General features: G+C 67.6%; 24 protein-coding genes. 10 read left to right on the top strand and 14 right to left on the bottom strand.

Translation table 11 applies throughout. The features are described 5' to 3' along the window. The first annotated feature begins 18 nt into the window (after positions 1–18). Positions 19–951: an ABC transporter ATP-binding protein gene (locus ABDV78_RS03445; RefSeq protein ID WP_343525802.1), complete on the top strand. Its 933-nt coding sequence runs from the start codon at positions 19–21 to the stop codon at positions 949–951. Then, the gene (locus ABDV78_RS03440) at positions 948–1,709 is read left to right on the top strand and encodes an ABC transporter permease (RefSeq protein WP_343525801.1); all 762 of its coding nucleotides are present in this window, start codon (positions 948–950) and stop codon (positions 1,707–1,709) included. The genes ABDV78_RS03445 and ABDV78_RS03440 overlap by 4 nt, the downstream gene beginning before the upstream one ends. A 14-nt stretch (positions 1,710–1,723) precedes the next feature. Here ABDV78_RS03440 and ABDV78_RS03435 read toward each other — a convergent pair whose 3' ends face one another. Together ABDV78_RS03435 and glpX are read right to left on the bottom strand one after the other, a co-directional pair. After that, a complete protein-coding gene (locus ABDV78_RS03435; protein ID WP_343525800.1) occupies positions 1,724–2,452 on the bottom strand; it encodes a CPBP family intramembrane glutamic endopeptidase in 729 nt (242 codons plus the stop codon). After that, positions 2,449–3,456 (bottom strand): class II fructose-bisphosphatase, encoded by a 1,008-nt coding sequence (glpX, locus tag ABDV78_RS03430; RefSeq protein ID WP_343525799.1) that lies wholly within the window; start codon positions 3,454–3,456, stop codon positions 2,449–2,451. Before glpX ends, ABDV78_RS03435 begins: the two co-directional genes overlap by 4 nt. A 157-nt stretch (positions 3,457–3,613) precedes the next feature. Here glpX and ABDV78_RS03425 point away from each other — a divergent pair, with 157 nt between their 5' ends. After that, on the top strand, positions 3,614–4,357 hold the full coding sequence (locus ABDV78_RS03425) for an ATP-binding cassette domain-containing protein (protein ID WP_343525798.1): 744 nt from the start codon (positions 3,614–3,616) through the stop codon (positions 4,355–4,357). Next, positions 4,354–5,895: a glycine betaine ABC transporter substrate-binding protein gene (locus ABDV78_RS03420; RefSeq protein WP_343525797.1), complete on the top strand. Its 1,542-nt coding sequence runs from the start codon at positions 4,354–4,356 to the stop codon at positions 5,893–5,895. Before ABDV78_RS03425 ends, ABDV78_RS03420 begins: the two co-directional genes overlap by 4 nt. A 249-nt stretch (positions 5,896–6,144) precedes the next feature. Here the strand turns inward: ABDV78_RS03420 and dapD are convergent, their stop codons facing one another. Continuing rightward, positions 6,145–6,972 carry a 2,3,4,5-tetrahydropyridine-2,6-dicarboxylate N-succinyltransferase gene (dapD, locus tag ABDV78_RS03415; RefSeq protein WP_343525796.1) on the bottom strand — a complete coding sequence of 276 codons (828 nt, stop codon included), beginning with the start codon at positions 6,970–6,972 and terminating at the stop codon, positions 6,145–6,147. 2 nt (positions 6,973–6,974) lie between these two features. Then, entirely contained in the window at positions 6,975–7,637 is a 663-nt protein-coding gene (locus ABDV78_RS03410; protein WP_343525795.1) for a pyrimidine 5'-nucleotidase, read from the bottom strand. Between the two features lie 132 nt (positions 7,638–7,769). Between ABDV78_RS03410 and ABDV78_RS03405 the strand changes: the two genes are divergently transcribed. After that, on the top strand, positions 7,770–10,016 hold the full coding sequence (locus tag ABDV78_RS03405) for a S8 family peptidase (protein ID WP_343525794.1): 2,247 nt from the start codon (positions 7,770–7,772) through the stop codon (positions 10,014–10,016). A gap of 49 nt (positions 10,017–10,065) precedes the next feature. Further along, positions 10,066–11,088, top strand: a complete 1,023-nt coding sequence (locus ABDV78_RS03400; protein ID WP_343525792.1) for an LLM class flavin-dependent oxidoreductase — start codon at positions 10,066–10,068, stop codon at positions 11,086–11,088. 208 nt (positions 11,089–11,296) lie between these two features. Here ABDV78_RS03400 and ABDV78_RS03395 read toward each other — a convergent pair whose 3' ends face one another. From ABDV78_RS03395 to ABDV78_RS03385, 3 genes are read right to left on the bottom strand one after another with little or no spacing between them, the layout of a single operon-like run. After that, complete coding sequence (locus tag ABDV78_RS03395; protein WP_343525791.1) at positions 11,297–12,661, bottom strand: ATP-binding protein; 1,365 nt, start codon at positions 12,659–12,661, stop codon at positions 11,297–11,299. Between the two features lie 31 nt (positions 12,662–12,692). Continuing rightward, positions 12,693–13,382 carry a response regulator transcription factor gene (locus tag ABDV78_RS03390; RefSeq protein WP_343525790.1) on the bottom strand — a complete coding sequence of 230 codons (690 nt, stop codon included), beginning with the start codon at positions 13,380–13,382 and terminating at the stop codon, positions 12,693–12,695. Between the two features lie 45 nt (positions 13,383–13,427). Then, positions 13,428–13,745, bottom strand: coding sequence for a hypothetical protein (locus ABDV78_RS03385; protein ID WP_343525789.1), 318 nt, complete (start codon positions 13,743–13,745; stop codon positions 13,428–13,430). A gap of 113 nt (positions 13,746–13,858) precedes the next feature. Between ABDV78_RS03385 and ABDV78_RS03380 the strand changes: the two genes are divergently transcribed. Beyond that, positions 13,859–15,643, top strand: coding sequence for an ATP-binding cassette domain-containing protein (locus tag ABDV78_RS03380; RefSeq protein WP_343525788.1), 1,785 nt, complete (start codon positions 13,859–13,861; stop codon positions 15,641–15,643). 39 nt (positions 15,644–15,682) lie between these two features. Here the strand turns inward: ABDV78_RS03380 and ABDV78_RS03375 are convergent, their stop codons facing one another. From ABDV78_RS03375 to ABDV78_RS03360, 4 genes are all read right to left on the bottom strand, one after another. Further along, positions 15,683–17,005, bottom strand: a complete 1,323-nt coding sequence (locus ABDV78_RS03375; RefSeq protein ID WP_343525787.1) for a pilus assembly protein TadG-related protein — start codon at positions 17,003–17,005, stop codon at positions 15,683–15,685. Continuing rightward, the gene (locus ABDV78_RS03370; protein ID WP_343525786.1) at positions 17,002–17,538 is read right to left on the bottom strand and encodes a TadE/TadG family type IV pilus assembly protein; all 537 of its coding nucleotides are present in this window, start codon (positions 17,536–17,538) and stop codon (positions 17,002–17,004) included. The genes ABDV78_RS03375 and ABDV78_RS03370 overlap by 4 nt, the downstream gene beginning before the upstream one ends. Positions 17,539–17,564: 26 nt before the next feature. Further along, the gene (locus ABDV78_RS03365) at positions 17,565–18,095 is read right to left on the bottom strand and encodes a TadE/TadG family type IV pilus assembly protein (protein WP_343525785.1); all 531 of its coding nucleotides are present in this window, start codon (positions 18,093–18,095) and stop codon (positions 17,565–17,567) included. A 149-nt stretch (positions 18,096–18,244) separates the two neighbouring features. Beyond that, positions 18,245–18,988, bottom strand: coding sequence for a dienelactone hydrolase family protein (locus ABDV78_RS03360; RefSeq protein ID WP_343525784.1), 744 nt, complete (start codon positions 18,986–18,988; stop codon positions 18,245–18,247). Between ABDV78_RS03360 and ABDV78_RS03355 the strand changes: the two genes are divergently transcribed. From ABDV78_RS03355 to ABDV78_RS03345, 3 genes are all read left to right on the top strand, one after another. Next, entirely contained in the window at positions 18,987–19,460 is a 474-nt protein-coding gene (locus tag ABDV78_RS03355) for a DUF2238 domain-containing protein (protein ID WP_343525782.1), read from the top strand. The genes ABDV78_RS03360 and ABDV78_RS03355 overlap by 2 nt on opposite strands. 113 nt (positions 19,461–19,573) lie before the next feature. Next, the gene (locus tag ABDV78_RS03350; RefSeq protein WP_343525781.1) at positions 19,574–20,353 is read left to right on the top strand and encodes an SDR family oxidoreductase; all 780 of its coding nucleotides are present in this window, start codon (positions 19,574–19,576) and stop codon (positions 20,351–20,353) included. Between the two features lie 57 nt (positions 20,354–20,410). After that, positions 20,411–21,634, top strand: coding sequence for a threonine synthase (locus ABDV78_RS03345; RefSeq protein ID WP_343525780.1), 1,224 nt, complete (start codon positions 20,411–20,413; stop codon positions 21,632–21,634). On the opposite strand, the gene ABDV78_RS03340 is transcribed toward ABDV78_RS03345, so the two are convergent. The 3 genes from ABDV78_RS03340 to ABDV78_RS03330 are packed head-to-tail and all read right to left on the bottom strand — an operon-like array spanning position 21,635 to position 25,295. Then, a complete protein-coding gene (locus tag ABDV78_RS03340) occupies positions 21,635–22,888 on the bottom strand; it encodes an arsenic transporter (RefSeq protein ID WP_343525779.1) in 1,254 nt (417 codons plus the stop codon). Then, the gene (locus tag ABDV78_RS03335; protein WP_343525778.1) at positions 22,882–24,003 is read right to left on the bottom strand and encodes a metallophosphoesterase; all 1,122 of its coding nucleotides are present in this window, start codon (positions 24,001–24,003) and stop codon (positions 22,882–22,884) included. Before ABDV78_RS03335 ends, ABDV78_RS03340 begins: the two co-directional genes overlap by 7 nt. Further along, positions 24,000–25,295, bottom strand: coding sequence for an MFS transporter (locus ABDV78_RS03330; RefSeq protein ID WP_343525777.1), 1,296 nt, complete (start codon positions 25,293–25,295; stop codon positions 24,000–24,002). Before ABDV78_RS03330 ends, ABDV78_RS03335 begins: the two co-directional genes overlap by 4 nt. Positions 25,296–25,590: the final 295 nt, after the last annotated feature.

Raw genomic sequence — 25,590 nt, 5'->3', positions numbered from 1 at the left:
CCAACGGGGGACTGCCGCATGACCGACTCGATCCTGTCCGTCGAGGGCGTGACCAAGACCTATGGGAGCGGCGTGACCGCGCTCCAGCCGGTCGACCTGACTATCCGTCGTGGCGAGATTTTCGCGCTGCTCGGCCCCAATGGCGCGGGGAAAACCACGCTGATCTCAATCGTCTGTGGCATCGTCACGCCCTCCGCGGGGACGATCCTGGTCGACGGCCATGACGCCCTGCGCGATTACAAGGGCGCGCGGCGCAAGGTCGGGCTGGTACCGCAGGAACTGTCGGTCGACATGTTCGAGCGGGTCATCGACACGGTGAATTTCAGCCGGGGTCTGTTCGGCCGCGCCCCCAACCCCGCCTATATCGAGCAGGTGCTGCGCGACCTGTCGCTCTGGGACAAGCGCCATGCCAAGCTGATGGAATTGTCGGGCGGCATGAAGCGCCGCGTGCTGATCGCAAAGGCGCTGGCCCACGAACCCGACCTGCTGTTCCTCGACGAGCCCACGGCGGGCGTCGATGTCGAGTTGCGTCGCGACATGTGGAAACTGGTCCACCGCCTCCGCGCACGGGGCGTCACCATCATCCTGACCACCCATTATATCGAGGAGGCCGAGGAGATGGCCGACCGGGTGGGCGTGATCGCCAAGGGCCGGTTGCTGCTGGTCGAGGAAAAGGCCGAGATGATGAAGAAGCTCGGCAAGCGCGAAATGGTGCTGACCCTCGCCGAGCCGATGGAGACGATCCCGGCGGACCTTGCCGAATGGCATCTGGCGCTGGAGGATGACGGCAAACGCCTTCGCTACATCTTCGATGCCCGCGCCGAACATACCGGCATTCCCTCGCTCCTGCGGATGCTGGGCGAGATGGGGATCGGGTTCGTCGATCTGGAAACCTACAAATCCTCGCTGGAGGATATCTTCGTCGATCTGGTCGAGGGGACGCGCGCATGAACCTGCATGGCATATGGGCGATCTATCGCTTCGAGATGGCGCGTTTCCGGCGGACGGTCTGGACCAGCCTGATGGTGCCGGTCATCACCACGACGCTCTATTTCGTCGTGTTCGGCACCGCGATCGGCTCGGCGATGAACCAGGTTTCGGGTGTGCCCTATGGCGCGTTCATCGTGCCGGGGCTGATGCTGCTGTCCATCTTTTCGGAGAGCATCCTGAACGCCAGCCTGGGCATCTACATGCCCAAATTCACCGGCACCATGTACGAGATACTGTCCGCGCCCCTGTCCCCCATCGAAACGGTGCTGGGCTATGTCGGCGCGGCGGCGAGCAAGTCGATGGTGATCGGGCTGGTGATCCTGGCGACCGCCCATCTGTTCGTCGATCTGTCGATCCTGCATCCGGTGGCAATGATCTTCTATCTGATGCTGGTCGCGACGACCTTCTCGCTGTTCGGCTTCGCGATCGGCATCTGGGCGCGCGGGTTCGAGCAGTTGCAGGTCATCCCGCTGCTGATCGTCACGCCGCTGACCTTCCTGGGCGGCGCCTTCTATTCGGTGAAGATTCTGCCCGAACCGTGGCGGACGGTGACGCTGTTCAACCCGGTCGTGTATCTGATCAACGGCTTCCGATGGACCTTCTTCGGCACGTCGGACGTGGCCCCCATGGTCAGCCTGGGGGTGACGGGGCTGTTCCTGCTGGCCTGTCTGGCGTGGATCGGCTGGATCTTCCGTACCGGATGGCGGCTGAAGAACTAGGCCTGTTCCCCTCCTTACAAGGGAGGAGGTTTTTTCAGCACCCCGTTCATCAACGGCGTCACCACCAGCCCGTTGATGTCGACCAGCACATGCACCAGCATCACGACCCATAGCGCTCCGGTCATCAGGTACAGCGCGGTCATCACCGCCCCCAGCGCGGTGGTGGCCAGGATGCCCGCCCAGCCCTGATAGCGGTGCATCGCACCGAACAGCACAAGCGAAGCGGCAAAGCCGATCCACGCCTGCCCCGTCACCATCGCCACCAGCAGGGGAAGGTAGAGCCGGAAGAACGCCTCCTCCGTCACGCCCGCCATGATGCTGAGGCCCGCGCCATATTTCAGCTCGCGCCGTTCGCGCGGCAGCAGCGCGGACACATCGCCCAGCGGCTTGCGCCTGCGCACCCGTGCCAGCACGGCGCCAAAGGCCAACCCGCCGACCGCGCCGCCGATCAACATCCCCTGCATAGCCTCGCCGCTATCGACGATCGGCGGCATCGCCGCCGCCACGCGCGCGAACTCGCCGGGCATCACCGCCAGGGCCTCGATCCGCCCGAGCAGCGCCAGCCCGACCAGCACCGGCAACAGGAACGCCAGCGCCGACCGGACCAGCCACAGCCGGAACCGCATCCGCCGCGAATGCCCGTCGTTCAGCGCCTTGAACCGCCGATATTCGCCCAGATCCCCTTTCTGGAACCACCAGACCCCCGCCAGGGCCGCCAGCAGCAGGACAGCGGCAAGGATCACAGGCGATGCTGCCCCTTGACCCAGCGGACCGTGCCCGACGAGGCGCGCATCACGACGCTCTCGGTCGTCATCACCTTGGGCCGGCGCTTCACGCCCGCCAGCAGCGAGCCATCGGTCACGCCGGTCGCCGCGAAGATGCAGTCGCCCCGGGCGAGTTCGGTCAGGTCATATTGCTTGTCGAGGTCGGTCACGCCCCATTTGTACGCCCGCGCCCGCTCGGCGTCATTGCGGAACAGCAGCCGCCCCTTGAACTGCCCCCCGACACAGCGCAGCGCGGCGCAGGCGAGCACGCCCTCCGGCGCGCCCCCCGAACCCATATAGACGTCGATCGTCGTGTCCGGGTCCGTCGTCGCGATCACCCCCGCCACGTCCCCGTCGCCGATCAGCACGACGCCGCAACCCAGCGCGCGCAACTCCGCGATCAGCGCCTCGTGACGCGGGCGGTCGAGCACGCACACCACGATATCGCTGGCCCGCACGCCCTTGGCCTCGGCGATGGCGCGGATATTGTCGCTGGGGCTGCGGTCCAGGTCGATCACGCCCGCCGGATAGCCGGGGCCGACAGCGATCTTGTCCATATAGACGTCCGGCGCGTTGAGCAGATGCCCCTTTTCCGCGATCGCCAGCACCGCCAGGCTGTTCGGTCCCGCCTTGGCGCAGATGGTCGTGCCCTCCAGCGGATCGAGCGCGATGTCGATTTCGGGGCCGTGGCCGGTGCCGACCTTCTCGCCGATATACAGCATGGGCGCTTCGTCGCGCTCGCCCTCACCGATGACGACGGTGCCGTCCATGTCGAGTTCGTTGAGCGCGGCGCGCATCGCTTCGACCGCCGCCGCATCCGCTGCCTTCTCGTCACCGCGCCCGACCAGCGCGGACGCCGCGATCGCCGCCGCTTCGGTCACGCGGACCATTTCGAGGACGAGGACGCGATCAAGCACCGCACTTGCGTTTTGGGGGCTGGTGGTCTGGGAGCCAGCGGCTTGCGGATCGACGGTCACGGTCATGATACTCTCCTGACGCGGACTGACGCCGCGTTGAACATGTTTTACGCGCCATATCGCGTCGCACTGCGGAGGAATAGTCCGAAAGGATCGAGGGAATGAGACGGAATCGCGCCCCGCGGCGTTTGCGCCCGTCATGGTAACCGCACATGATAAGCCGATGATCGCGTTGACCGACCTGACCCGACGCTATGGATCGCTGACGGCGGTCGATTCCGTCTCGCTGACCATCGCGCGCGGGTCCTTCGTCGCACTGGTCGGCGCGTCGGGATCGGGCAAGTCGACGCTGCTGCGCATGATCAACCGGCTGGAGACGCCCGATACGGGGCGGATCGCGATCGACGGGGCGGATGTCGCGGACCAGCCCGTGCACCAACTGCGTCGGCATATCGGCTATGTCTTTCAACAGCATGGGTTGTTCCCGCACATGACGGTCGCGGCCAATATCGCGATCGGGCTACGGATCGCGGGACAGCCGGTGGGGAACCGGGTGCGCGATCTGCTCGATCTGGTCGACCTGCCGCAGGAGGTCGCCGGGCGCATGCCCGACGCGCTGTCGGGCGGACAGCGCCAGCGTGTCGCCATCGCCCGCGCACTCGCCACCGAGCCGCCGATCCTGCTGCTCGACGAAGCGCTCGGTGCGCTCGATCCGGTGACGCGCGACGCGGTGGCGGCGCGGCTGGTCGATCTGCACGAACGGCTGGGGCTCACGACGTTGCTCGTCACCCATGACATGGCGGAGGCGCTGCTGACCGCCAGCCGCGTGCTGGTGATGGATCGCGGCCGGATCGTCGCCGACGCGCGCCCCGCCCAACTGGTCGCGGGCGAAGGCGGTCCGGTTGCGCAAAAGCTGCTGACGGTGCCCCGGCATCAGGCCGAGCGGCTGGCGGCGCTTCGCCGATGAACGCCTTCATCGAAGCCCTCGCCCGCATACCCCCATTGCTGGCGCAGCATGTGCTGGTCAGCATGGCCGCGCTGGCGCTGGGGATCGTGGTCGCGGTGCCGCTGGCCTTCGCCTGTGCGCGCCGGCCAAGGCTGTCGCGGATCGCGCTGGGGCTGGCGAGCCTTGTCCAGACCATTCCGGCGCTCGCGCTGCTCGCGCTCTTCTATCCGGTATTGCTCAGCCTTTCGGGGCTGGTCGGCGGCGGGATACCGGCTTTGGGCTTCCTGCCCTCGCTGCTCGCACTGACCCTCTATGCGCTGCTGCCGATCCTGCGAAATGGGGTCACGGGCCTTACCGGCCTCGATCCGGCGGTGTTGCAGGCGGCCGATGCGGTGGGGATGACACGCGGGCAGAAGCTGCGGCTGGTGGAAGCGCCGCTGGTCGCCCCGGTGCTGGCAGCGGGCATCCGCACCGCCGCCGTCTGGACGATCGGCGCGGCCACGCTGTCGACCACCGTGGGCCAGCCGTCACTGGGCGACCTGATCTTCGCCGGGCTCCAGACCCAGGCCTGGGCGCTGGTGCTGGCCGGATGCTTCGCGGCGGCGGTGCTGGCGCTGACCGTGGATGCGCTGATCGGGCTGATCGAGCGCGGACTGGCGCGGCGCAGGCGGGCGCTGTGGATCGGCGGTCTGGTCGCGCTTGCACTGGGCTGTGCGCTGGCGACGCAACCGCTCTGGCCGCGCGGCGGCGAGCCGCGGCGTCAGGTGGTGATCGGCGCGAAGAACTTCTCCGAGCAATATATCCTGGCACGCCTGATCGGCGACCGGCTGACCCGAGCGGGCTATTCGGTCAGCTATCGCGACGGACTGGGCTCCGCCGTGGCGTTCGAGGCGACGGCGGGGGCCCGCATCGACGTCTATGTCGATTATGCCGGGACGCTGTGGACCACTGCAATGCACCGGCATGATTCGCCGGAACGGGACGCGATGCTGGCGGCGCTGAAGGACTGGGCCGCGACCCGCGACGTGGCGATGCTGGGGCCGCTGGGGTTCGAAAATGCCTATGCCTTCGCGATGAAGACGCCGCTGGCCCGCGCGGCGGGCGTCCGATCGCTCGCCGATCTGTCCGCCGCCGCACCGCGGTTGAAGCTGGGCAGCGACCTGGAGTTCCTCGACCGGCCCGAATGGGCGGCGGTGCGCGACGCTTACGGCCTGCGCTTCGCGAACATGACGCCGTACAGCCCGACCTTCATGTACCGCGCGTTGGAGAGCGGGCGGGCGGACGTGATCTCCGCCTTTTCCTCGGATGGCCGGATCGCGGCGGACAAGCTGACCGTGCTGGGTGATCCGAAACGCGCGATTCCCGGTTATGACGCGGTGCTGCTGGTGGCGAAGGACCGGGCGGGGGATGCGAAGTTCGTTCAGGCGCTGCGGCCGATGCTGAACCGGATTCCGGTCGAGGCGATGCGCGAAGCGAACTATCGGGTCGATCGTGACGATGCGGCCAAGCAAAGCCCGGAAGCGGCGGCGCGGTGGCTGGCGAAGCGGGTCGGGTTGTAAGGGTTCACACGAAGCCGCGAAGCAAAGAAGATTTTGTTCGCGCGGAGGCGCAGAGAACGCGGAGGGCTATCGCGTTGGGCAGATGTCCTGTTTTCTTCATCGGCCGAAGAGGCAGGACGAACGCTGCCGCCGCGTACGACATCTCCGCGTTCTCCGCGCCTCCGCGCGAACCTCATTCTTCTTCGCGACTTCGCGGCTTCGCGTGAACCTTAAGCCCCTCCCTCCTGCGGGAGGGGCCTGCCAACATCATCAATCGCGCAGCAGGTCGTTGATGCTGGTCTTGGACCGGGTCTGCGCATCGACGCGCTTGACGATCACGGCGCAGTAGAGCCCCGGCTTGCCGTCCACTGACGGCGTGCTGCCCGGCACGACCACCGAGTAAGGCGGCACATGGCCGCGGAAGACTTCGCCCGTCTCGCGATCGATGATCTTGGTCGAAGCGCCGAGATAGACGCCCATCGACAGCACCGCGCCCTCACCGACGCGGACGCCCTCCGCGACTTCGGCGCGCGCGCCGATGAACGCGCCGTCCTCGATGATGACCGGCCCGGCCTGGAGCGGCTCCAGCACGCCGCCGATGCCCGCACCGCCCGACAGATGGACGTTCTTGCCGATCTGCGCGCAGCTCCCCACCGTCGCCCAGGTGTCGACCATCGTGCCCTCACCCACATAGGCGCCGATATTGACGAAGCTGGGCATCAGGATCGCGCCCTTGGCGACGTGCGCGCCGCGCCGGACGACCGAGCCGGGCACCGCGCGGAACCCGGCGGCGCGGAAATCCGCCTCCGACCAGCCGCTGAACTTCGACGGCACCTTGTCGAACCAGTGGCCCGCACCCGGGCCATTGTCGATCAGGACATTGTCGTTCAGCCGGAACGACAGGAGCACCGCCTTTTTCAGCCACTGGTTGACGGTCCAGCCGCCCTGACCATCGGGTTCGGCCACGCGCGCCTCGCCCTGGTCGAGCAGTGCCAGCGCGCGGTCGACGGCGATCCGCTCCGGCCCTTGCGTGGCGAAACCCAGCTCGGCCCGGTTTTCCCAGGCGGCATCGATGGTGGCGGCCAGTTCATGAGCCATCGTCAGTCCTCCAAAATGCTCGTCAGCCACGGCGTCAGCGCGTGGACGGTATAGTCGATATGGTCGCGGGCCGCCTCCGGCCCCTGTTCGGAGCCGTTGTCGACCCACACGGTCGTCATCCCGATCGCCTTTGCGGGCAGCAGGTTGCGCGCCATGTCCTCGAAGAAGATCGCGCGGGTCGGATCGATGTCGAACGCCGAACAAAGCCCCGCATAGGCGGACGGTTGCGGCTTGGGGACAAGGCCCATGGCGTGAATGTCGTGCACCGCCTCGAACTGCTCGCCCAGCCCCAGACGGTCGAGCACCTTGAGCGCATAGGGCTTGTCGCCATTGGTGAAGACCAGCTTGCGCCCCGGCAGCCTGGCGATCGCGGCGGCGAGCGGCGCGTCCTGTTCCAGCACGTCCATCTCGATATCGTGGACATAAGCAAGAAAGGTGGCGGGATCGACGTCATGCTCGGCCATCAGCCCGGCCAGCGTCGTGCCATGCGCATGGAAATACGTCTTCTGGACGCGGAACGCCTCGGCGGGCTTCAGCCCCAGCAGGTCGCCGACGAACGCGGTCATCCGCCGGTCGATATGCGCGAACAGATTGGCGCTCGCCGGATAGAGCGTATTGTCCAGATCAAAGATCCAGGCATTGATATGAGCGAGCGCGGGCAGCATGGGGCCGCGTGTAAAGACGCCGCCGCCGGGTCGCAAGCGGCCCCGCGCGATGCGGCGACGATTCCCGAAACACGCTCTTCGCGCCGTCGCCCGGCACGCCTATGATGGCGCGGCAGGCTATCGGGGGACCGGGTGAGGATCGGGCGGCGCGTTCTGGTACGCATGGGAACGGCGGGCGGCCTGGCGGTGATGCTGGCCGCCTGTGGCGGTGGGGGGGGCGTCCAGTCGACGCCGGCGCCGCCGGTCGCGACTCCCATCCCGACGCCCTCTCCCTCACCCAATTACGACACCGCCGGTTATCGCGCGACGGCGGGGGCGGTGGCGATGAATGCGCTCGCCGCCTATCAGCGCGGCGCGACCGGCGCGGGCGTCTCGCTGGGCATCATCGATTCGGGCATCGATACGACGAACAGCCTGTTTTCGGGCCGGATTTCGGCCAAATCCGCCGATGTCGCGGGCAATCGCAGCATCACCGATGTCGAGGGACACGGCACCGCCGTCGCCTTCACGGCGGCGGGAGGACGTGACGGCAGCCGGGCGCAGGGGGTGGCCTTCGACGCGACCTTGGTCGTCCTGCGCGCCGATCAGCCGGGGAGCTGCTCGGCAGGCGGCTCGGGCGGCACGCTGGGCGGCGGCTGCGCCTATCCGACCGATGCGATCGCGCGCGGACTGGATGTCGCGCGACAGGCCGGAGCGCGGGTCGTCAACATCTCGCTGGGGTCCAACGACACGCCGCCGTCCGACCTGACCGCCGCGCTGGCGCGTGCGACGGCGGCGGGCATGGTGGTGGTGATCGCGGCGGGCAATGACGGCGAATCAAACCCCACGCTGTTCGCCCAGATCGCCAACGACACCAGCATCGCACGCGGACAGGTGATCGTCGCGGGGTCGGTGGGCACCAACGGCACCCTGTCCAGCTTCAGCAACCGGGCGGGCCAGTCGGCGCTGCATTACCTGGCCGCGCTGGGCGAACAGGTCGAGGCCCCCGACCAGAGCGGCGTGCGCCAGCTATGGTCGGGCACCTCCTTCGCCGCGCCGCAGATCGCCGGGGCGGCCGTGCTGCTCGCCCAGGCCTTTCCCAACCTGAGCGGGGCGCAGATCGCCGACCTGCTGCTGCGCACCGCGCGCGATGCCGGGGCGGCGGGGACCGATGCGGTCTATGGCCGGGGGACGCTGGACCTGACCGCCGCGTTCCAGCCGGTGGGCGGCATGAGCGTCGCGGGCGGGACCGCCGCGGTGTCGGCGACGATCAACGCCCGCCTGTCGCCCGCCATGGGCGATGCACAAGTGTCCGGGCTGCGCCTCACCGCGCTCGACGGCTATGCCCGCGCCTATCAGGTCGACCTGTCGGGCACGCTGGCCCGCGCCGCCCCGCGCGCCCTGCTCGCCCCCGGCCTGCTCGGCCGGGTCGAGGGGGCGGTCCTGTCCGACGGGGTGCGTTCAATCGCCCTGACCAGCGCGATCACCGGCGCGGGTGAGGCCCGGCTGCGCGCCGTCACCCCGGCCGATGCGCCCGCCACAGGTCGCCGGATCGTCGCGGGAACCATGACCCAGAGGCTGGACCGCGACACCACGATCGGGTTCGGCTTCGCCAGCGGCGCGGATGCGCTGACCACCGCTTGGACGGGACAGGCGGGCCCGGCCTTTCTGCTGAGCGATCCCGGCGCCGGCATCGACCGCCTGCCGCAAGTCTCGGCGGCGTTGCATCACCGGATCGGCGGGTGGGGCATCGGCGTGTCGGCGGAAAGCGGACGCTTTCCCGCGACCGCACCGGGGATGGTCCCGCCCCGTTATGACCAGATGGCATGGACCCTCGACCGGCGGCTGGGCCCGGTCGCGGCAATGCTGGGCCTGACCCGGCTGGCCGAGCAGTCGACGCTATTGGGCGGCTGGTTCGGCGACGCGCTGGGACGGCCCGAGGCGACGAGCTGGTTCATCGACATGGCCGCGCGCTGGCAGGGCGAACAGGGGTGGACGCTGGCCATGCAGGGGCGCGGCGGCTGGACCCGGGCGACGGGCGGCATGGGCGGCGGCCTGCTGACCAGCCGCTCCTGGTCGGTCGAGGCGGGCAAGATCGGGCTGTTCGGCGGCGACCGCATCGACCTGCGCCTGTCACAGCCCTTGCGGGTGACGGGCGGAGGACTCGACCTGCGCATGCCCGATCACTGGAGCTATGCCGAGGGTCTGGTCGATGGCTGGAGCGTGCGGCGGCTGTCGCTGACGCCCAGGGGCCGCGAGACCTTGGTCGAGGCGCGTCATGCCATACCGCTGGGCGCGGGCGAATTTTCCACGCATCTCTTCTGGCGGCGCGATCCCGGGCAGATCGCCACCCTGCCCGACGAGCATGGGCTGGCGGTGAAGTACGGCTTGACCTTTTGATAAGCGGTCTTGGCTGGCGGCGGCGCGGCAGCGACCCCATCTTACTGGCATGACACGCTATTCCCTGCTCGATCTGGTGCCCGTCATCGAGGGCGGCACCGTGGCCCAGGCCCTTGCCAACGCCGCCGACCTCGCCGTCCATGCCGAGGCGAGCGGCTATCATCGATACTGGACCGCCGAGCATCATGGCATGACCGGCATCGCCTCGGCCGCGACCGCCGTGGTGCTGGCGCATGTCGGCGCGGCGACGAGGACGATCCGCATCGGCGCAGGCGGAATCATGCTGCCCAACCATGCGCCGCTGACCATCGCCGAGCAGTTCGGGACGCTGGACGCGCTGTTCCCCGGTCGGATCGACCTGGGGCTGGGCCGTGCGCCGGGATCGGACCAGCGGGTGGCCCGGGCGCTGCGCCGGACGCTGGACAGCGATCCCAACGCCTTCCCGCGCGACGTGATGGAGTTGCAGAGCTATTTCGCCGATGACGGTCAGACCGGGGCCGATGACGGTCAGACCGGGATCGTCGCGACGCCGGGCGCGGGGGCACGACCGCAGATATGGATCCTGGGGTCGAGCCTCTACGGCGCGCAGCTCGCCGCCGCTTTGGGTCTGCCCTACGCCTTCGCCTCGCATTTCGCGCCCGATGCGCTGGACGACGCGCTGGCCGTCTATCGCCGCGATTTCCGTCCCTCGGCGGTGCTGGACAAGCCCTATGCGATGGCCGGGTTCAACGTCTTCGCCGCCGACACCGACGAAGAGGCGACGTTGCTCGCCAGTTCACAGCAACAGGCGTTCGTCGCGCTGCGCACCGGCCGTCCGGGCAGGCTGCCCCCACCCGTGGCCGCCTATCGCGAGAGCCTGGGGCCGCAGGGGGCCGCGATCCTGGATCATGTCCTGTCCTGCTCGGCGATCGGCTCGCCCGCGACGGTGGAACGCCAGCTCGCCGCGTTCGTGGAGCGGACCAAAGTCGATGAGGTGATGGTGGTCAGCGCGATCTTCGACCACAGGGCGCGCAAGCATTCGATCGGGATCGCGGCACAGGCGATGGACGCGCTGGAGAAGGCGATGGCCTGATCGCCGGCAGGCGTCATCGGGTTCGCGCGAAGCCGTGAAGATTCTTTGTTCGCGCGGAGGCGCGGAGGACGCAGAGATGTCCGATTTGCCGGAGCGGCGTTGCGTCCTCTCAGCCCTTTGAAAGGTGCTGAGCTCACCACGAGCGCGACATGTCCGTTTTCTTCGCGTCATCGCGGCTTCACGCGAACCCGATGACGCCTGCCGGAGTTCACCCCACCGCCGCCGGCAGCCTGAGCCGCACGAGCAGCCCGCCCAGATCCTCGCTCTCCTCCAGCGAGACTGTGCCGCCGTAAATCTCCGCCACGTCGCGCACGATGGCCAGGCCCAGGCCGGTACCCGGCTTGCCCGTGTCCAGCCGCACGCCACGATCAAAGATACGGACCCGTTCATTCTCGGGGATGCCGGTGCCGTCGTCCTCGACCAGTATCTCGACAAACCCGGCCTGCGCCCCGACCGTCACAAAGACACTGCCACCGCCATATTTGGCCGCGTTCTCGACCAGATTGCCCAGCATCTCGTCGAGATCCTGGCGCTCGACATGGACCGCCACATCCCGGGGGCCGTCGGTGTCGATGCGGACATGGCGATAGAGACGCCCCACCGCGCGCTCGACCGATTCCAGGCTGGGCCAGACCTCCGCCCGGCTGTGCGCCGATCCCCGTCGCCCGACCGCGCGGGCACGGGCCAGGTGATGGTCCACCTGCCGCCGCATCGTCCGCGCCTCGCGGATCACGGTTTCGGACAGGTCGTCGGTCTGCGCGGTCGCCGCGTTCATGATGACGGTCAGCGGGGTCTTGAGCGCATGGGCGAGGTTGCCCGCATGCCGCCGCGCCTCCTCCGCCTGCTTCTCGTTATGCTCGACCAGACCATTCAGTTCCTCGACCATCGGCGCGACCTCGTCGGGCATGGCGTCGGAAATGCGGTCCGCCCTGCCCGCGCGCATCGCGGCGATCTCTTCCCGCACCCGGCGCAGCGGCCAGAGCCCGTAAAAGGTCTGCACCGCCGCCATCAGCAGCAGGCCGATGCCGAGCAGGGCGAAGCTGCGCACCAGCGTCCGCCGAAGCGCCGCGATCTGCGCATCCAGCCCCTGCCGGCTCTGTGCCACCTGGAACCGCCAGCGCACATCGGAGCCGGGCAGCTTCACATCGCGCTCGACAATCCGCAGCTTCTCGTCGCTGAACTGGTCGCTGTTATAGGTGTGGATCGAATCGTCGTTATGCCGCGTGCCGTAGGCGAGCTGTCGATCCCAGAGCGAGCGGGAGTGGTAGGAGTCGACGTTCGGTGCCGAGACCTGCCAATAGACGCCCGATCCGGGTTCTAGGAAGGCCTGGTCGGCGGGCTCGCGGGTGAACCAGACCTCGCCCTGCACGATCTCCGCCGATACGATCAGCGAGCGCAGCACATAGGCCAGCCGGTCGTCGAAATTCTGCGTGACCGCCGACACCAGCACCCGGTCGAGCGCAAAGCCGCCGCCGGTCAGCAGCACCATGATCCACGCCGCCGCGATCAGGATCATGCGGCGCGACAGCGACCCCGTGCGCAGGGTCGGGCGCAGGATAGGACTGTCCTTCATCGACACGCGCCTCTGCTGTCGTCGCGGTCGGTCAGGCGGCCGTTCCCGCCGCGCCGCCCGCCGCCGGATCGTCCAGGCTATATCCCAGACCCCGGATGGTGGTGATCACATCCTGGCCCAGCTTCTTGCGGATGCGCGTCACGAACACCTCGATCGTGTTCGAATCACGGTCGAAATCCTGGTCATAGATATGCTCGATCAGCTCGGTGCGGCTGACCACCTTGCCCTTGTGATGGAGCAGATAGCTGAGCAGCTTATATTCCTGCGCGGTCAGCTTCACCGGCTCGCCCGCGCGCGTGACCTTGCCCGAACGCGTGTCGAGGCGGACGTCACCCGCGGTCAGCTCGGACGATGCATTGCCGCTGGCGCGCCGGATCAGGGCGCGAAGACGCGCGATCAGTTCCTCGGTCTGGAAAGGCTTGGCGACATAATCGTCCGCGCCCGCGTCCAGCCCCGCCACCTTGTCCGACCAGCTGTCACGCGCGGTCAGCACCAGCACCGGGGTCGTCTTGCCTTCCTTGCGCCAGCGATCGAGCACGGTCAGCCCGTCGATCTCGGGCAGGCCGAGGTCGAGGACGATCGCGTCATAGCTTTCGGTCGAGCCCAGGAAATGCCCCTCTTCGCCATCGGTGGCGAGGTCGATGGCATAGCCCGCGCCCTCCAGCGTCGACTTCAACTGCTGGCCGAGATTGGGCTCGTCCTCGACGATCAGAACGCGCATCGGATAACTCCCTGTTATGCGTTTGGGGCGAGCGGTGAACGGCGATCACCCATCGGTCCGGCCGATGATCCGGCCGTTGCGGCCGTCCACCTCCACCCAGATGACCGTGCCATTGCGCAGGAACTTGAGCGTGTAAATGGCCGCGCTCGCATCATAGTCGAAACCGATATATTGCGCATCGCGCATGGTGGGCACGACCCGCGCCTCGATCTCGCGCAGCGACAAATTGCCCTCCTTGCGCTGCTGATAGGCACGCATCTGGTCGCCACGACGCTGATCGAGCGCCATTTCCAGCGGCGATTCGATCATCGGTGGCGGGCCCATCGGAGCGGCGAGCAGAGCCAGAAGGACGGTCATCGACATGAAACTGGCATAGCGGGCAACCGTTGAACAGCCTCTGAATGGATCATGCAGCCGCGCGACAGCGCGCGAAGCGCTTGCCGGGTTCCACCCGCGCGCCTAACTGCAGGACTATCATGGCAGCACCCGTTCTTTCCTATGAAGACCTGGGCCTTGTGCAAGGCTCGGGCTGGCTCTTCCGGCATCTCGACATCCATATCGGTCCGCGCGACCGGCTGGCGCTGATCGGGCGTAACGGGGCGGGCAAATCGACGCTCCTCAAGCTGATCGCCGGGATCATCGATTCGGACGAAGGGCGGCGTATGATCGTGCCGGGAACCCATGTCGTTTATCTGGAGCAAGATCCCGACCTGACCGGCTGCGCGACGCTGATGGACTATGTCCTGTCGGGCGAGGGTGCGCCGGAGAGCTATGAGGCGGAGGCGATCGCCGGGCAACTCGGCATCGACCTGACCCGCGAGGCCGCGACCGCCAGCGGCGGCGAGAAGCGCCGTGCCGCCATCGTCCGCGCGCTGGCGATGAACCCCGACGTGCTGCTGCTCGACGAGCCGACCAACCATCTCGACCTCGCCGCGATCGAATGGCTGGAGGACTGGCTGAAGCGCTTCACCGGCGCGTTCGTGGTCATCAGCCATGACCGCACCTTCCTGACCCGCCTCACCAAGTCGACGCTCTGGCTCGATCGCGGGCAGATGCGCCGCAACGAGGTCGGTTTCGGCGGCTTCGACGCCTGGACCGAACAGGTCTATGCCGAGGAACAGCGCGCCGCCGAAAAGCTCGACGCGAAACTCAAGATCGAGGAGCATTGGCTCCACCGCGGCGTCACCGCGCGGCGCAAGCGCAACCAGGGGCGGCTGGAAAAGCTGCACCAGATGCGCGCCACCCGCGCCGCGATGATCGGGCCGCAGGGCGCGGCCAAGCTGGGCATCGCGTCGGACGATGTGAAGACCAAGGAGGTCATCAAGGCCGAGCATGTCACCAAGCGTTATGGCGACCGCACGATCATCAAGGACCTGAGCCTGAAGGTGACGCGCGGCGACCGGATCGGCCTGGTCGGTGCGAACGGCGCGGGCAAGACCACCCTGCTCAAGCTGCTGACCGGCGAGATCCAGCCCGACGAGGGCACGGTGTTCCTCGCCAAGACGCTGGACGGCGTGATCATCGACCAGCAACGCAAGCTGATGGCACCCGAAAAGCGGGTGCGCGAGGTGCTGGCCGATGGCGGCGACTGGATCGACGTGCGCGGCGTGCGCAAGCATATCCATGGCTATCTCAAGGAGTTCCTGTTCGACCCCTCGCTGGCCGAGGCGAAGATCGGAACGCTGTCGGGCGGCGAGCGCTCGCGCCTGCTGCTGGCCCGCGAGTTCGCGCGCGAGTCCAACCTGCTGGTGCTCGACGAACCGACCAACGACCTCGACCTGGAGACGCTCGACCTGTTGCAGGAGGTGATCGGCGACTATGACGGCACCGTCCTGATCGTCAGCCACGACCGCGACTTCCTCGACCGCACGGTGACGGTGACTTTGGGGCTCGACGGATCGGGTACGGTCGACGTGGTGGCGGGCGGCTATGCCGACTGGGTCGCCAAGCGCAAGCCGGCGGTGGAGGCGAAAAAGGCTTCCCCCAAGGCCGCGCCTTCCCCCGCCGCTCCGGCCCAGTCCAGGACCAAGCTCAGCTACAAGGACCAGCGCGATTACGAACTGCTCCCCGAGCGGATCGAGGAGCTGGAAGCGGCGATCGCACGCGACGAGGCGAGGCTCGCCGACCCCGACCTTTATGCCAAGGATCCCGGCCAGTTCGACCGGCTGATGAAGGCGATCGAAAAGGCGCGCGGCGAGAAGGACGAGGCCGAGATGCGCTGGCTGGAACTGGCCGAGCAGGTCGAGGCGCTCGCGGGATAACGGACGGGGCAAGCGGCCGGATGCCCCCGGCCGCGCCCCTCACCCGGTGATGCGCGCGGTCGCCACCGCATTCTGGAACAGCGCGTCGAGCGCGGTGTAGATGTCCTGGTCGGTCGTCACCTTGGTATAGAGCCCCGCCGAGGCACAGGCCTGCAACGCGGGTTCGACCCGGTAGAGATAGGGTTTCACATTCTGCTGCGACCAGGAGTCGCCATCGAGCGATTGCGGCAGATATTCGGTATAGAGGATGGCGATACGGACGCCCCGCGCCTTGATTGCGTCGCACTTGGTGGTGTCGATCTGCGCTTCCGGGCGGCCGCCGGGCCGGAATTCGTCGCGCATGCCGTCGGTGATGATGAACAACACGCCCTGCGGCGCGGCGCCGTTGACCCCGGTGCCGGGCGTGGTGATCGTCCCGTTCATCTGATCCATCGCGTCGCTATGCGCCGAATCCCGGTCGCCATAGCCGACTTCGCTCGATTTGCAGGCCAGGGTCGGACATCCATTGGCATAGAAGAGCGAGGGCGTCAGATTCTTCGTCGTGCGCGCCGCCGCCGCCATGTCGCCGGTCTTGCTCTGGATCACCGAATAGCCGCCCTTGCCCCGAAAGGTCGCGATCGCGATCTGGTAGTTCGCGCCGTTCTTGCTGGACGTGTCGGTGGCATTCTGCGTCAGCTTGGATACCGCGGTGCCCTCGTCGTCGATGCGCAGGGTCAGGCCATAGGATTTGGCGACACCGTACAGGTCGGTCTTCATGCCATTGGCATCGATGCCCGTGGTGGGATCCTTGAGCGAATGGCAGGCGAACTTGCACCCCTTGGAATTGCTGTTGGCGACCTTCTGCAATCCCGCACTGGTCGTCGGTAGCGCCATCGAGCCCGACACGTCGAGCAGCATGTAGAAATCGATATCGGGTGCCAGTACGTTCATCGTCGCCGACTTGCCCGAAATGGTCAGGGTGTCGACGCCCAGGATCGCGGCGAAGACGTTGTTCGAGCGCGCGACATAGCTGACGCTCGCGGAGCGCTGGCCATTGCTGTTGGTCGGGGCTGACACCGTCAGGCTGGACAGGGTGACGTCGCCAATGTCCGTCAGCGCGGCGGACTGCGTCTGGAACATCGACCTGGCATAGCTGATCGCCGTCGAGTCGCTCTGCTTCATCATCGTCTTGCTGACCGCCAGCAGGGCGGCCGCATCGGCGATGGCGTTGAGCTTGGTCTGCGCCTTCATCGCGCGCGCATAGTCGACGCCCATGCCGATCGAGAAGGTCATCACCGGCAGGGCGAGGGCGAACAGCATCATCACATTGCCGCGCCGATGGCGCAGCAGGTCGCGAAGGGCCGTGAGCGGAGCGAACGTCATGAGGGGGAGCAATCCGAGCACTTGATCTGGTCGGTGTTGCGCGGAACCATGTAGATCCTGTCGCCCAACGTCAGCGCACCGATCGATCCGAAACTCGTCGGCGGCGTATAGGCATAGGTGACCTCCGCCATGAGGAAATAGGTGTTCCGCACCTGGAGCGACGCCGGCACGCTGGGGCTGCTGCCCGGCACGCGGCCGGTGGTGTTGAGCCCCTGGCTCCACTGCACCGTCGTCTTCAGATTGGTGTCGGTGTATAATTCGGTGACCCGTATCTGCGCCTTGTCCGCGGTGAAGGGCAGCAGCACCTGGCCCGCCGCGGTCAGGTCGCCGGAAATCTCGGCTTTGGTCGTCGTGCCGGTCAGATTCTGCGAGATCAGGTCGGCGGCGGCGCGCGCGGCGATCGTCACCTTGCGGTTGCAGGCGATCCCGTCCTGCAACTGCACACCGCCCAGATACAGCAGCAGGATCACCGGCAGGGTCAGCGCGAATTCGACCATCGCGACACCGCGCGCATGGCGCCACAGCGCCGCCACGGACCGTCGCCGTCCGGCAGGTGGGTTCACTGATAGGCCTCCGACTTGGATACCGAGGTCGCCATCAGCACGGTCTGCCCCGCCGTGGCCGGGCTGAGATCGGCCTTGGGGGCGATCTGCATGGGCCACAGATAGATGAATCGCACCATCACCAGCGAACCCTGTGTGCCCAGGCTATAGGAGAAAGCGTTGGTCGGCTTGCCCGAGGGATCGAAGCTGAGTTGCAGGGCATTGTTGACCAGCCCGGTGCCGCTCGGCGCGCTCTTCACATCGACATAGAGGCGCGAGCAGGTGAGGAAGACGGGCAGGGCCTTGCACCCCGCCTGGCGGAAGCGCTCGGCCAGTTGCGACTGGCTCATGCCCTGGCCGCCGCTTTGGATGTCGGCCGCCTGGGTCTGGCCGGTCACGATGCCGCGCGCGGCCACCTCGACTGCGGTTTCGAGGGCTTCCTGCGCGAAATAGGCCAGACTCGTCTGGATGATCGCCAGCAACAGCGCGAAGAACGGCGTGGCCACCAGCGCGAACTCGACGATCGCGCCCCCCCGGCGATCGGCCAAGAGGGAGCCAGCCGCGCGGCCGCGGTGACAGGGGGCAAGACGGGCAATCATGGTCGGGCGGATCTCTTTTTCCGACCATAATGGTCAGAAGAAGTTAAACTTCCGAAAACATGAGAAAATCCCGCAACGAGGCCTGATGAGCCTGTGGGTCAGCGCAGAGCGCGCGCATAGAGCGCCAGCGTCCATCCCATCGCCTGGAGGAACAGCGCCGGATCATATCGTGGCCCCTCGTCGCGCAGAAAGGCGTGCTGGCCGTTCACCTCGTGCCATTCGTACTTGGCGCCCACCTCTTCCAGACGCGCCCGGATCGCCTCGCGACCGGCATAGGGGACATGCGGGTCCTGCCGCCCCCAGACGAACATCGCCTCGGCCTTCAGGTCAGCCATACGTGCAAGGCTGTCGTCGCAACGCCCCTGCCCCAGCGTCCCCGAATGGATGTCGGTGGCATAGAAGCACGCGGCGGCCGACACGCGGGGATCGAGCGCCGCGCGATAGGCCAGATGCCCGCCCAGGCACACGCCGAACGTCCCCAGCCGCCCGTTGCACGCCGGATGCGCCGCCAGCGCGGTCAACGCCGCTGTCGCATCCGCGTCATAGGCCGCCACCGGCTTGGCGAATTTCAGCTCGTTGCCGCGATCGGTGCCGGGCTGGTCATAGGCGAGCACCGTGCCGGCGGGCTCATATTCATGATAGACCTCCGGCACCGCGACGACATAGCCCTGCCCCGCCAGCATCGTCGCCAGCCGCCGGATCGGCGCGGTCACCTGATAGATTTCGGAAAATAGCAGGATACCGGGGAACTGCCCGTCGACCGCCGGGCGGATCATGTGAATCCGCATCATGCCGTTGCCCGGCACCTCGACATCCTGGAACTCGTCGCTGCGTATGATCATGGCGGGCCTTCCTGCTGCGCGGGGGCGTCCTTCGCATCCCGGCGAGTGCGGCGCAATCGGCTTTCGGGTTCAGGAATGGCTGCATCTGGCGCGCAACCCCTATGACCGGCTGGGGCATTTCGCGCAGGGTTTCGTGCCCGCCATCATTGTCCGCGAGTGGCTGATCCGGCGCGGGGGCGTGGCGCGTGGAGGAATTTTGCCCTCTCTCGTAATCGCCTGCTGCCTGGCGATCAGCGCATCCTATGAGTTGATCGAGTTCGGCGCGGCCATGGCGCTGGGCCAGGGCGCGGACGAGTTTCTGGGGACGCAGGGCGATCCCTGGGACACCCAATGGGACATGCTGATGTGCCTGATCGGCGCGGTGACGGCGGTGGTGACGCTGTCGCGGGTGCATGACCGGCAGATCGCAGCAATGGGCACAGGATCATGGATCGCGCGGACAAAAAGGGATGCCGCATCACTCCGATCATGATAAAAGCCCCCGCAACACGGGAGTCCTCGAAATGGTCCAGCGGCACCGCTGACGCGGAACAGGTTGCAATGGCGGCACGGCCCGCCCCCTGACCCATTATTTCGAGACATCATATGCCACGTTTGTCCACCAAGACCTGCGTCGTCACCGGCGCGGCGCGCGGGATCGGCCATGCCATCGCCCGGCGCTTTCACGCGGAAGGCGCGACCGTCATCCTCACCGATCGTGATGTCGAGGCGGGCGGTGCCGCCGCCGAAGCGATCGGATGCCGCTTCCTCCCCCTCGACGTGGCCGAGGAAGCCGACTGGACCCGGCTGGCCCAGACCGTTCCCGTCGCGGACGTCGTCGTCAACAATGCCGGGGTGACGGGTTTCGAGGATGGCCCCGTCGCCCATGATCCCGAACATGCGACGCTGGCCGACTGGCGCGCGGTGCACCGGGTCAATCTGGACGGCACCTTCCTCGGCTGTCGCTATGCGATCGGCGCGATGAAGGCGAAGGGCACAGGGTCGATCATCAACATATCGTCCCGCTCGGGGCTGGTCGGCATTCCGGCGGCGGCGGCCTATGCCTCGTCCAAGGCGGCGATCCGCAACCACAGCAAGACGGTCGCGCTCTATTGCGCGCAGGCGGGCTGGTCGATCCGGTGCAACGCGATCCACCCGGCCGCGATCCTGACCCCGATCTGGGAGCCGATGCTGGGCGATGGTCCCGACCGCGCGGCACGAATGGCGGCGCTGGTCGCCGACACGCCGCTCAAGCGCTTCGGCGAACCGGACGAGGTTGCGGCGATCGCGGTGATGCTGGCCTCGGACGAGGCGACCTATATCACCGGCGCGGAGTTCAACATCGATGGCGGGCTGCTCGCCGGATCGGCCGCCGCACCGGGATGATCGCCCGCGATGGCAGGGCTATGGCATCATGGGATCGCCGCCGATAGGCTGTGGCCCATGAACCGGAACCTGACCGAAGACCGCCCGACATTCGTCACCCATCTGGAATGTTCGCTGACCGGCGAGCGGTACGAGGCGGACATGCTCCACGGCCTGTCGCGCGCGGGGCGGCCGCTGCTGGTGCGCTATGATCTGGAGGCGCTGGGCGCGTCCGTCTCGCGCGACGCGATCGCCGCACGCGAGACGGATTTGTGGCGCTGGCGCGAATTGCTGCCCGTGCGGCGGACCGAAAGCATCGTATCGCTGGGCGAGATCGAGACGCCGCTGATCCCCATTCCCCGGTCGGGTGGCGCATCGGTGCTGGTCAAGGACGAGGGACGGTTGCCAACGGGCTCGTTCAAGGCGCGCGGGCTGGTCATGGCGGTGGCGATGGCGCGCGAGCTGGGCGCGACGCGGATCGCCATGCCGACCAACGGCAATGCGGGCGCGGCACTGGCCGCTTATGCCGCGCGCTGCGGGATCGAGACGGTCATCCTCTGCCCCGAGGAAACGCCAGAGGTGAATGTCCGCGAGATCGCGCAGCAGGGCGCGCGTGTCTGGCGGGTCAACGGCCAGATCGACGAATGCGGCGCGATCGTCGGGCGCGGCGCGGCGGAAGGGCGCTGGTTCGACTTCTCGACGCTGAAGGAGCCCTACAGAATCGAGGGCAAGAAGACGATGGGGCTGGAACTGGCCGCGCAGATGGGATGGGAGTTGCCCGACGCGATCTTCTATCCGACCGGCGGCGGCACCGGCCTGATCGGCATGTGGAAGGCGTTCGACGAGATGGAACGGCTGGGCTGGATCGGCCCGAAACGACCCCGCATGTATGCGGTGCAGGCCAGCGGTTGCGCCCCCATCGTCCGGGCGTTCGAGGCGGGCGAGGAGCATGCCGAACGCTGGGAGGATGCGGCGACCGTCGCGGCGGGCATCCGGGTGCCCAAGGCGGTGGGCGACTTCCTGATCCTGCGCGCGGTGCGCGAATCCGGCGGCCGTGCCTTGGCGGTCGGCGACCCCGCCATCCTGAAGGCGGTCAAGGACTGCGCCAGGCGCGACGGCCTGCTGCTCTGCCCGGAGGGCGGCGCGACGCTGGCCGCGTACCAACAGGCCGTGCGCGACAATCTGGTCGACGAGGACGAGCGCGTGGTGCTGTTCAACTGCGCCACCGGCCTGAAATATCCGATGCCGCCCGCCGACCAGTGGCTGGACAAGAACGGGCCGATCGATCTGGCGGCGCTGTAACTACCCGATCAGCAACCGCGTCCCCAGCGCCGCCAGCAGCGCCAGCGGCATCGCCACCATCCCGATCTTGAGGAAGGTCAGGAAGCCCACATCCTCGCCCTCGCGCCGGATGACCTGAAGCCACAGGATGGTGGCGAGCGATCCCGTCACCGACAGGTTGGGCCCGAGGTCGACCCCGATCAGCAGGGCATCGGTCACGATCTGCGGCGGATGCACCTGCGCCACCGCGCTGCTGGCGACCAACCCGGCGGGCAGGTTGTTCATCAGGTTGCTGACGAAGGCCAGGGTGGTTCCCGACACGGCCGCCGCGCGGGTGGGATCGTCCAGCATGGCGCGCAGGCCGCCCGCCACCCAGGCGATGACCCCGGTGCGGTCCAGCGCCTCGACCAGCACGAACAGCCCGGCGACCAGCGGCAGCACCCCCCAGGAGACATGCCGCGCCAGCCCCAGCGGCGAACGCCCCGCGAGCAGCGAGACGATCACCGCCGTCGCGATCCCCGCCAGTGCGGTGGGCAGCCCCAGCGGCTTGTCCAGCGCCGAGACGCTCAGCAACAGCATCGCCGTCAGGACGATTCCCGCCAGCGCCAGCTTGCCGCCTGTGGTCAGGGGTTCGCGCACCACGTTGCTTTCGCATGTGCCCGTGATCCGCGTCCGCTCGACCCGCGCCAGCACCAGGAAGGTGACGAGGATCGACGCCAGCGAGGGCAGCGCGAAGGCCACCAGCCATGCGCCCAGCGGCGGCATATGCCCGCCATACAGGACCAGATTGGCGGGATTCGAGATGGGCAGCACGAAGCTGGCCGCATTGGCGATCAACGCGCAGGCGAAGAGCAGGGGCAGCGGATCGGCCTTCGCCTTCTTGGCCGCGACGAAAACGGCGGGCGTCAGGACCACGGCGGTCGCGTCGTTGGACATGAAGGTCGTGACCACCACACCCGTCGCATAGACGAGCGCGAACAACCGGATGCGCGAGCCGCGCGCGGCATTGACCGCCGTCGCCGCGACCCAGTCGAACGTGCCATGGTCGCGCGCCGTCTCGCTGAGCAGCATCATGCCGATCAGGAAGAGATAGACGTCCCCGCCCTTGGCCACCGCCCGCCCGGCTTCGTCCCACGGCATCAGGCCGAGCACGATCAGCAGGACCGCCCCCGCCACCGCCCAGATCCATTCGGGCCAGCGCATCGGCCGCGCGATCACCCCGGCGGTCGACAGACCCGCGATCGCCCAGCTTGCCCCCGTTGCCAGCGTTACCATCCGCATCCATTCTTGTTCGGGCCAAGCTGCGCCCCGTCGATCCCGGCGATAGGCCAGCGGCCGATCGCATGGCAATCCTCGCCCGGCGCGATGGGCAGGCGACGCTTCGGGATCGCATCCGCCCCCCGCACCAGGCAGTCGATCCGGTCCCGGCCCCCACCGCAGCGGACTTCGACGGCGTGAAGCCCGGCGGCCAGCGTGACGGTCGCGCGCCACATCCCGTCCTCCGTCCGCGTCATTGGCATCGCCGCCCCATGATCGGCCCGCACCTCCGGCACCGCGTCGGGGCCGGTCCCGAACAGCTTCGCCGTGATCGTCACCTCGCCGGGCCGTGGCACCTGATGCGGATCGGTCGGCCGTGTGATCAACCGGACATCGGCGGGGGCGACGATCTGGACATGCGGCCATGGCGCATCGAGACGGCGGAAGCGCCAACTGACCACCCAGTCCGTCACACAGACGATCGTGAAACCCGCCGCGCCGCCATCCTCCTCGATCTGCCCGGTCGAGCGGGTCGCGCCATAGATGACACGGCCGTCGTTGAGCAGTTCGTTGTAATGGGTGTGGCCGGTATCGACGAACGCAACCCCGCCATCGATGAACTGGCGCGCGATCCCATCGCCATCGGCCGCCAGATCACCGGGATAGGCGTGCATGAAGACCAGCGGCACCTGCCCCTCCGCCCGCGCCCGCGCCAGTTCCTCGGCCAGGCGGTTGCGGTGATGCATGGTCAGCCGGAAATCGGGGCCACCCGCGCCCGCCGATACGATATCGAGGAACAGGCAGCGATGCGCCGCGATCACCTCCATCTCAGGCCGGTTGGCCTCGGGTATCGCCGCGTCATAGGCGCTCAGGTCGCCCGGCTCGAAATCATGGTCGCCCGGAATGATCCGCCATGGCCGCGACAGGGGCGCCAGCGCGTCCCGCATCCGCGCATATTGATCGGGCGTGCCGTGATTGGCGTTGTCGCCGGGCAGGAAGACGAAATCGGCCCCTTCCCCGACATGATCGTTGACCTGCGCGACGATGGCGCGCAGCCGCGCAAGGCTTTGCCAGCCATCGTCCGCGTCCAGATGCAGGTCGCCGATATGGACCCAGCAGATGCCGCCGTTCATGCCTCCGCGCCTTCCACGGTACCGCCGCATGCCGGCCGCAGCGTTCCCGCAAAACCGATCCAAAGGGCCAGGCTCGCCACCGCGAAGCCGCCCAGGATGTAGAAAGCCATCTGATAGCCCAGTTCCTGCGCCAGCCAGCCGCCGATCGCGGGCGAAAGGCTCGCCCCGACGCCCTGGACCGTCATCACCGCGCCCTGCCCGACATTGACGCGCCCGGTGCCGTTCAGCAGGCAGGCGACTAGGCCGGGCACCGCGACGCTCTGCAACCCCGCGCCGATCCCGTCGAGCGCCTGCACCGGCCAGACGCCCCAATGCTCGATGAAGCTGCCCGCCAGGAACCCGCGCAGGGGCAGCGCCGCGAACGAGATCAGCAGCACCAGCCAATATCCGCGTCCCGCGGCGACCTTCATCGCGACCAGGCTCGCGACGATCATCACCGCCTGCGCGACCATGACGGTCATGGCGGTGAACATCGCGGCATCGCCCTTGCCCGCGCCAACCACCGCCATGCCGTAGAGCGGCAACATCGCACCATTGCCCAGATGGAAACAGGCCAGCGCGGCGGCGAGGATCAGCATCGGCTTGTTGGACAGCAGCGCGCGGAACCCCTCGGCCTGCCCGCCCGCCTGATCCCCGCCCTCCTGCTGATCGTCACCCACCTTGTCCTCCAGCCCGCGCGCCGCGCGGTGGTCGATCGCCCGTTCCGGGATCGACAGGACCGAGATGACCGCCAGCACGCCAAAAGCCGCGGCGAGAAAGAAGATGGCGGGCATCCCGAACTTCCATCCCAGGAAACCCGACAGTCCCGCGCCGACCATGTTGCCCGCATGGTTCCACGCCTGGTTGCGGCCATTCTGCGCGTTGAAACCCTTTTGCCGGACGATGCCCAGCGTCATCCCGGTCACCGCCGGGCCGATCGCCGCGCCCGCGATGGCGGTCGCCACCTGGCTGATCCCGACGACCAGCCCGGCCTGCGACCAGAGGATCAGGAAGGACGCCAGCACGGTGCAGATGCCGGTGATGACCACCACCCAGCGCTTCTTGTCGGTATGGTCGATGAACGCGCCAGCGGGGACGGTCATCACCATCCCCGCCACGCCGCCCAGCGTCATGACCGATCCGATCGGCCCCGTCTGCCACCCGCGCTGTTGCAGGAAGACGCCCAGGAACGGCCCGATCCCGGCCTGCATATCGGCCATGAAGAAATTGAGCGCCTGAAGCCAGCCGGTCGCCCGGCGACGATCGCCGTCCCGGTCCTGACCGCCTGTCGGGGCAAGGGCTGCTGTCGCCATGGAGTATCTCCGCAAGATGTGCCGGCCAAACTCGGCAACACTTTGAAATATCCGCAACCAGGATGATTTATGTTTGCCGGGACGGCTGCTATCGCAAGATGTCAAGCCAAATATATGAATTTTTTGGCTTATTTGTGCTTTTGCCGCCGTTTCGACCGGACAATGACAATTGCGGGACCGGGGCAATATTACAGGGAACAAATCCCGCGACGCCCAAATCCTGACACGATCGCAGGAAAGCCGCATTTCCGCAATTTCAGGATTCCGTCATCCTGGCCGATTTGGCGGCTTGCTA

Source organism: Sphingomonas sp., assembly GCF_039594485.1.
Classification (GTDB): domain Bacteria; phylum Pseudomonadota; class Alphaproteobacteria; order Sphingomonadales; family Sphingomonadaceae; genus Sphingomonas.
Note: the sequence above shows the minus strand (reverse complement) of the source record. Positions and strands in the feature narration are given on the sequence as shown.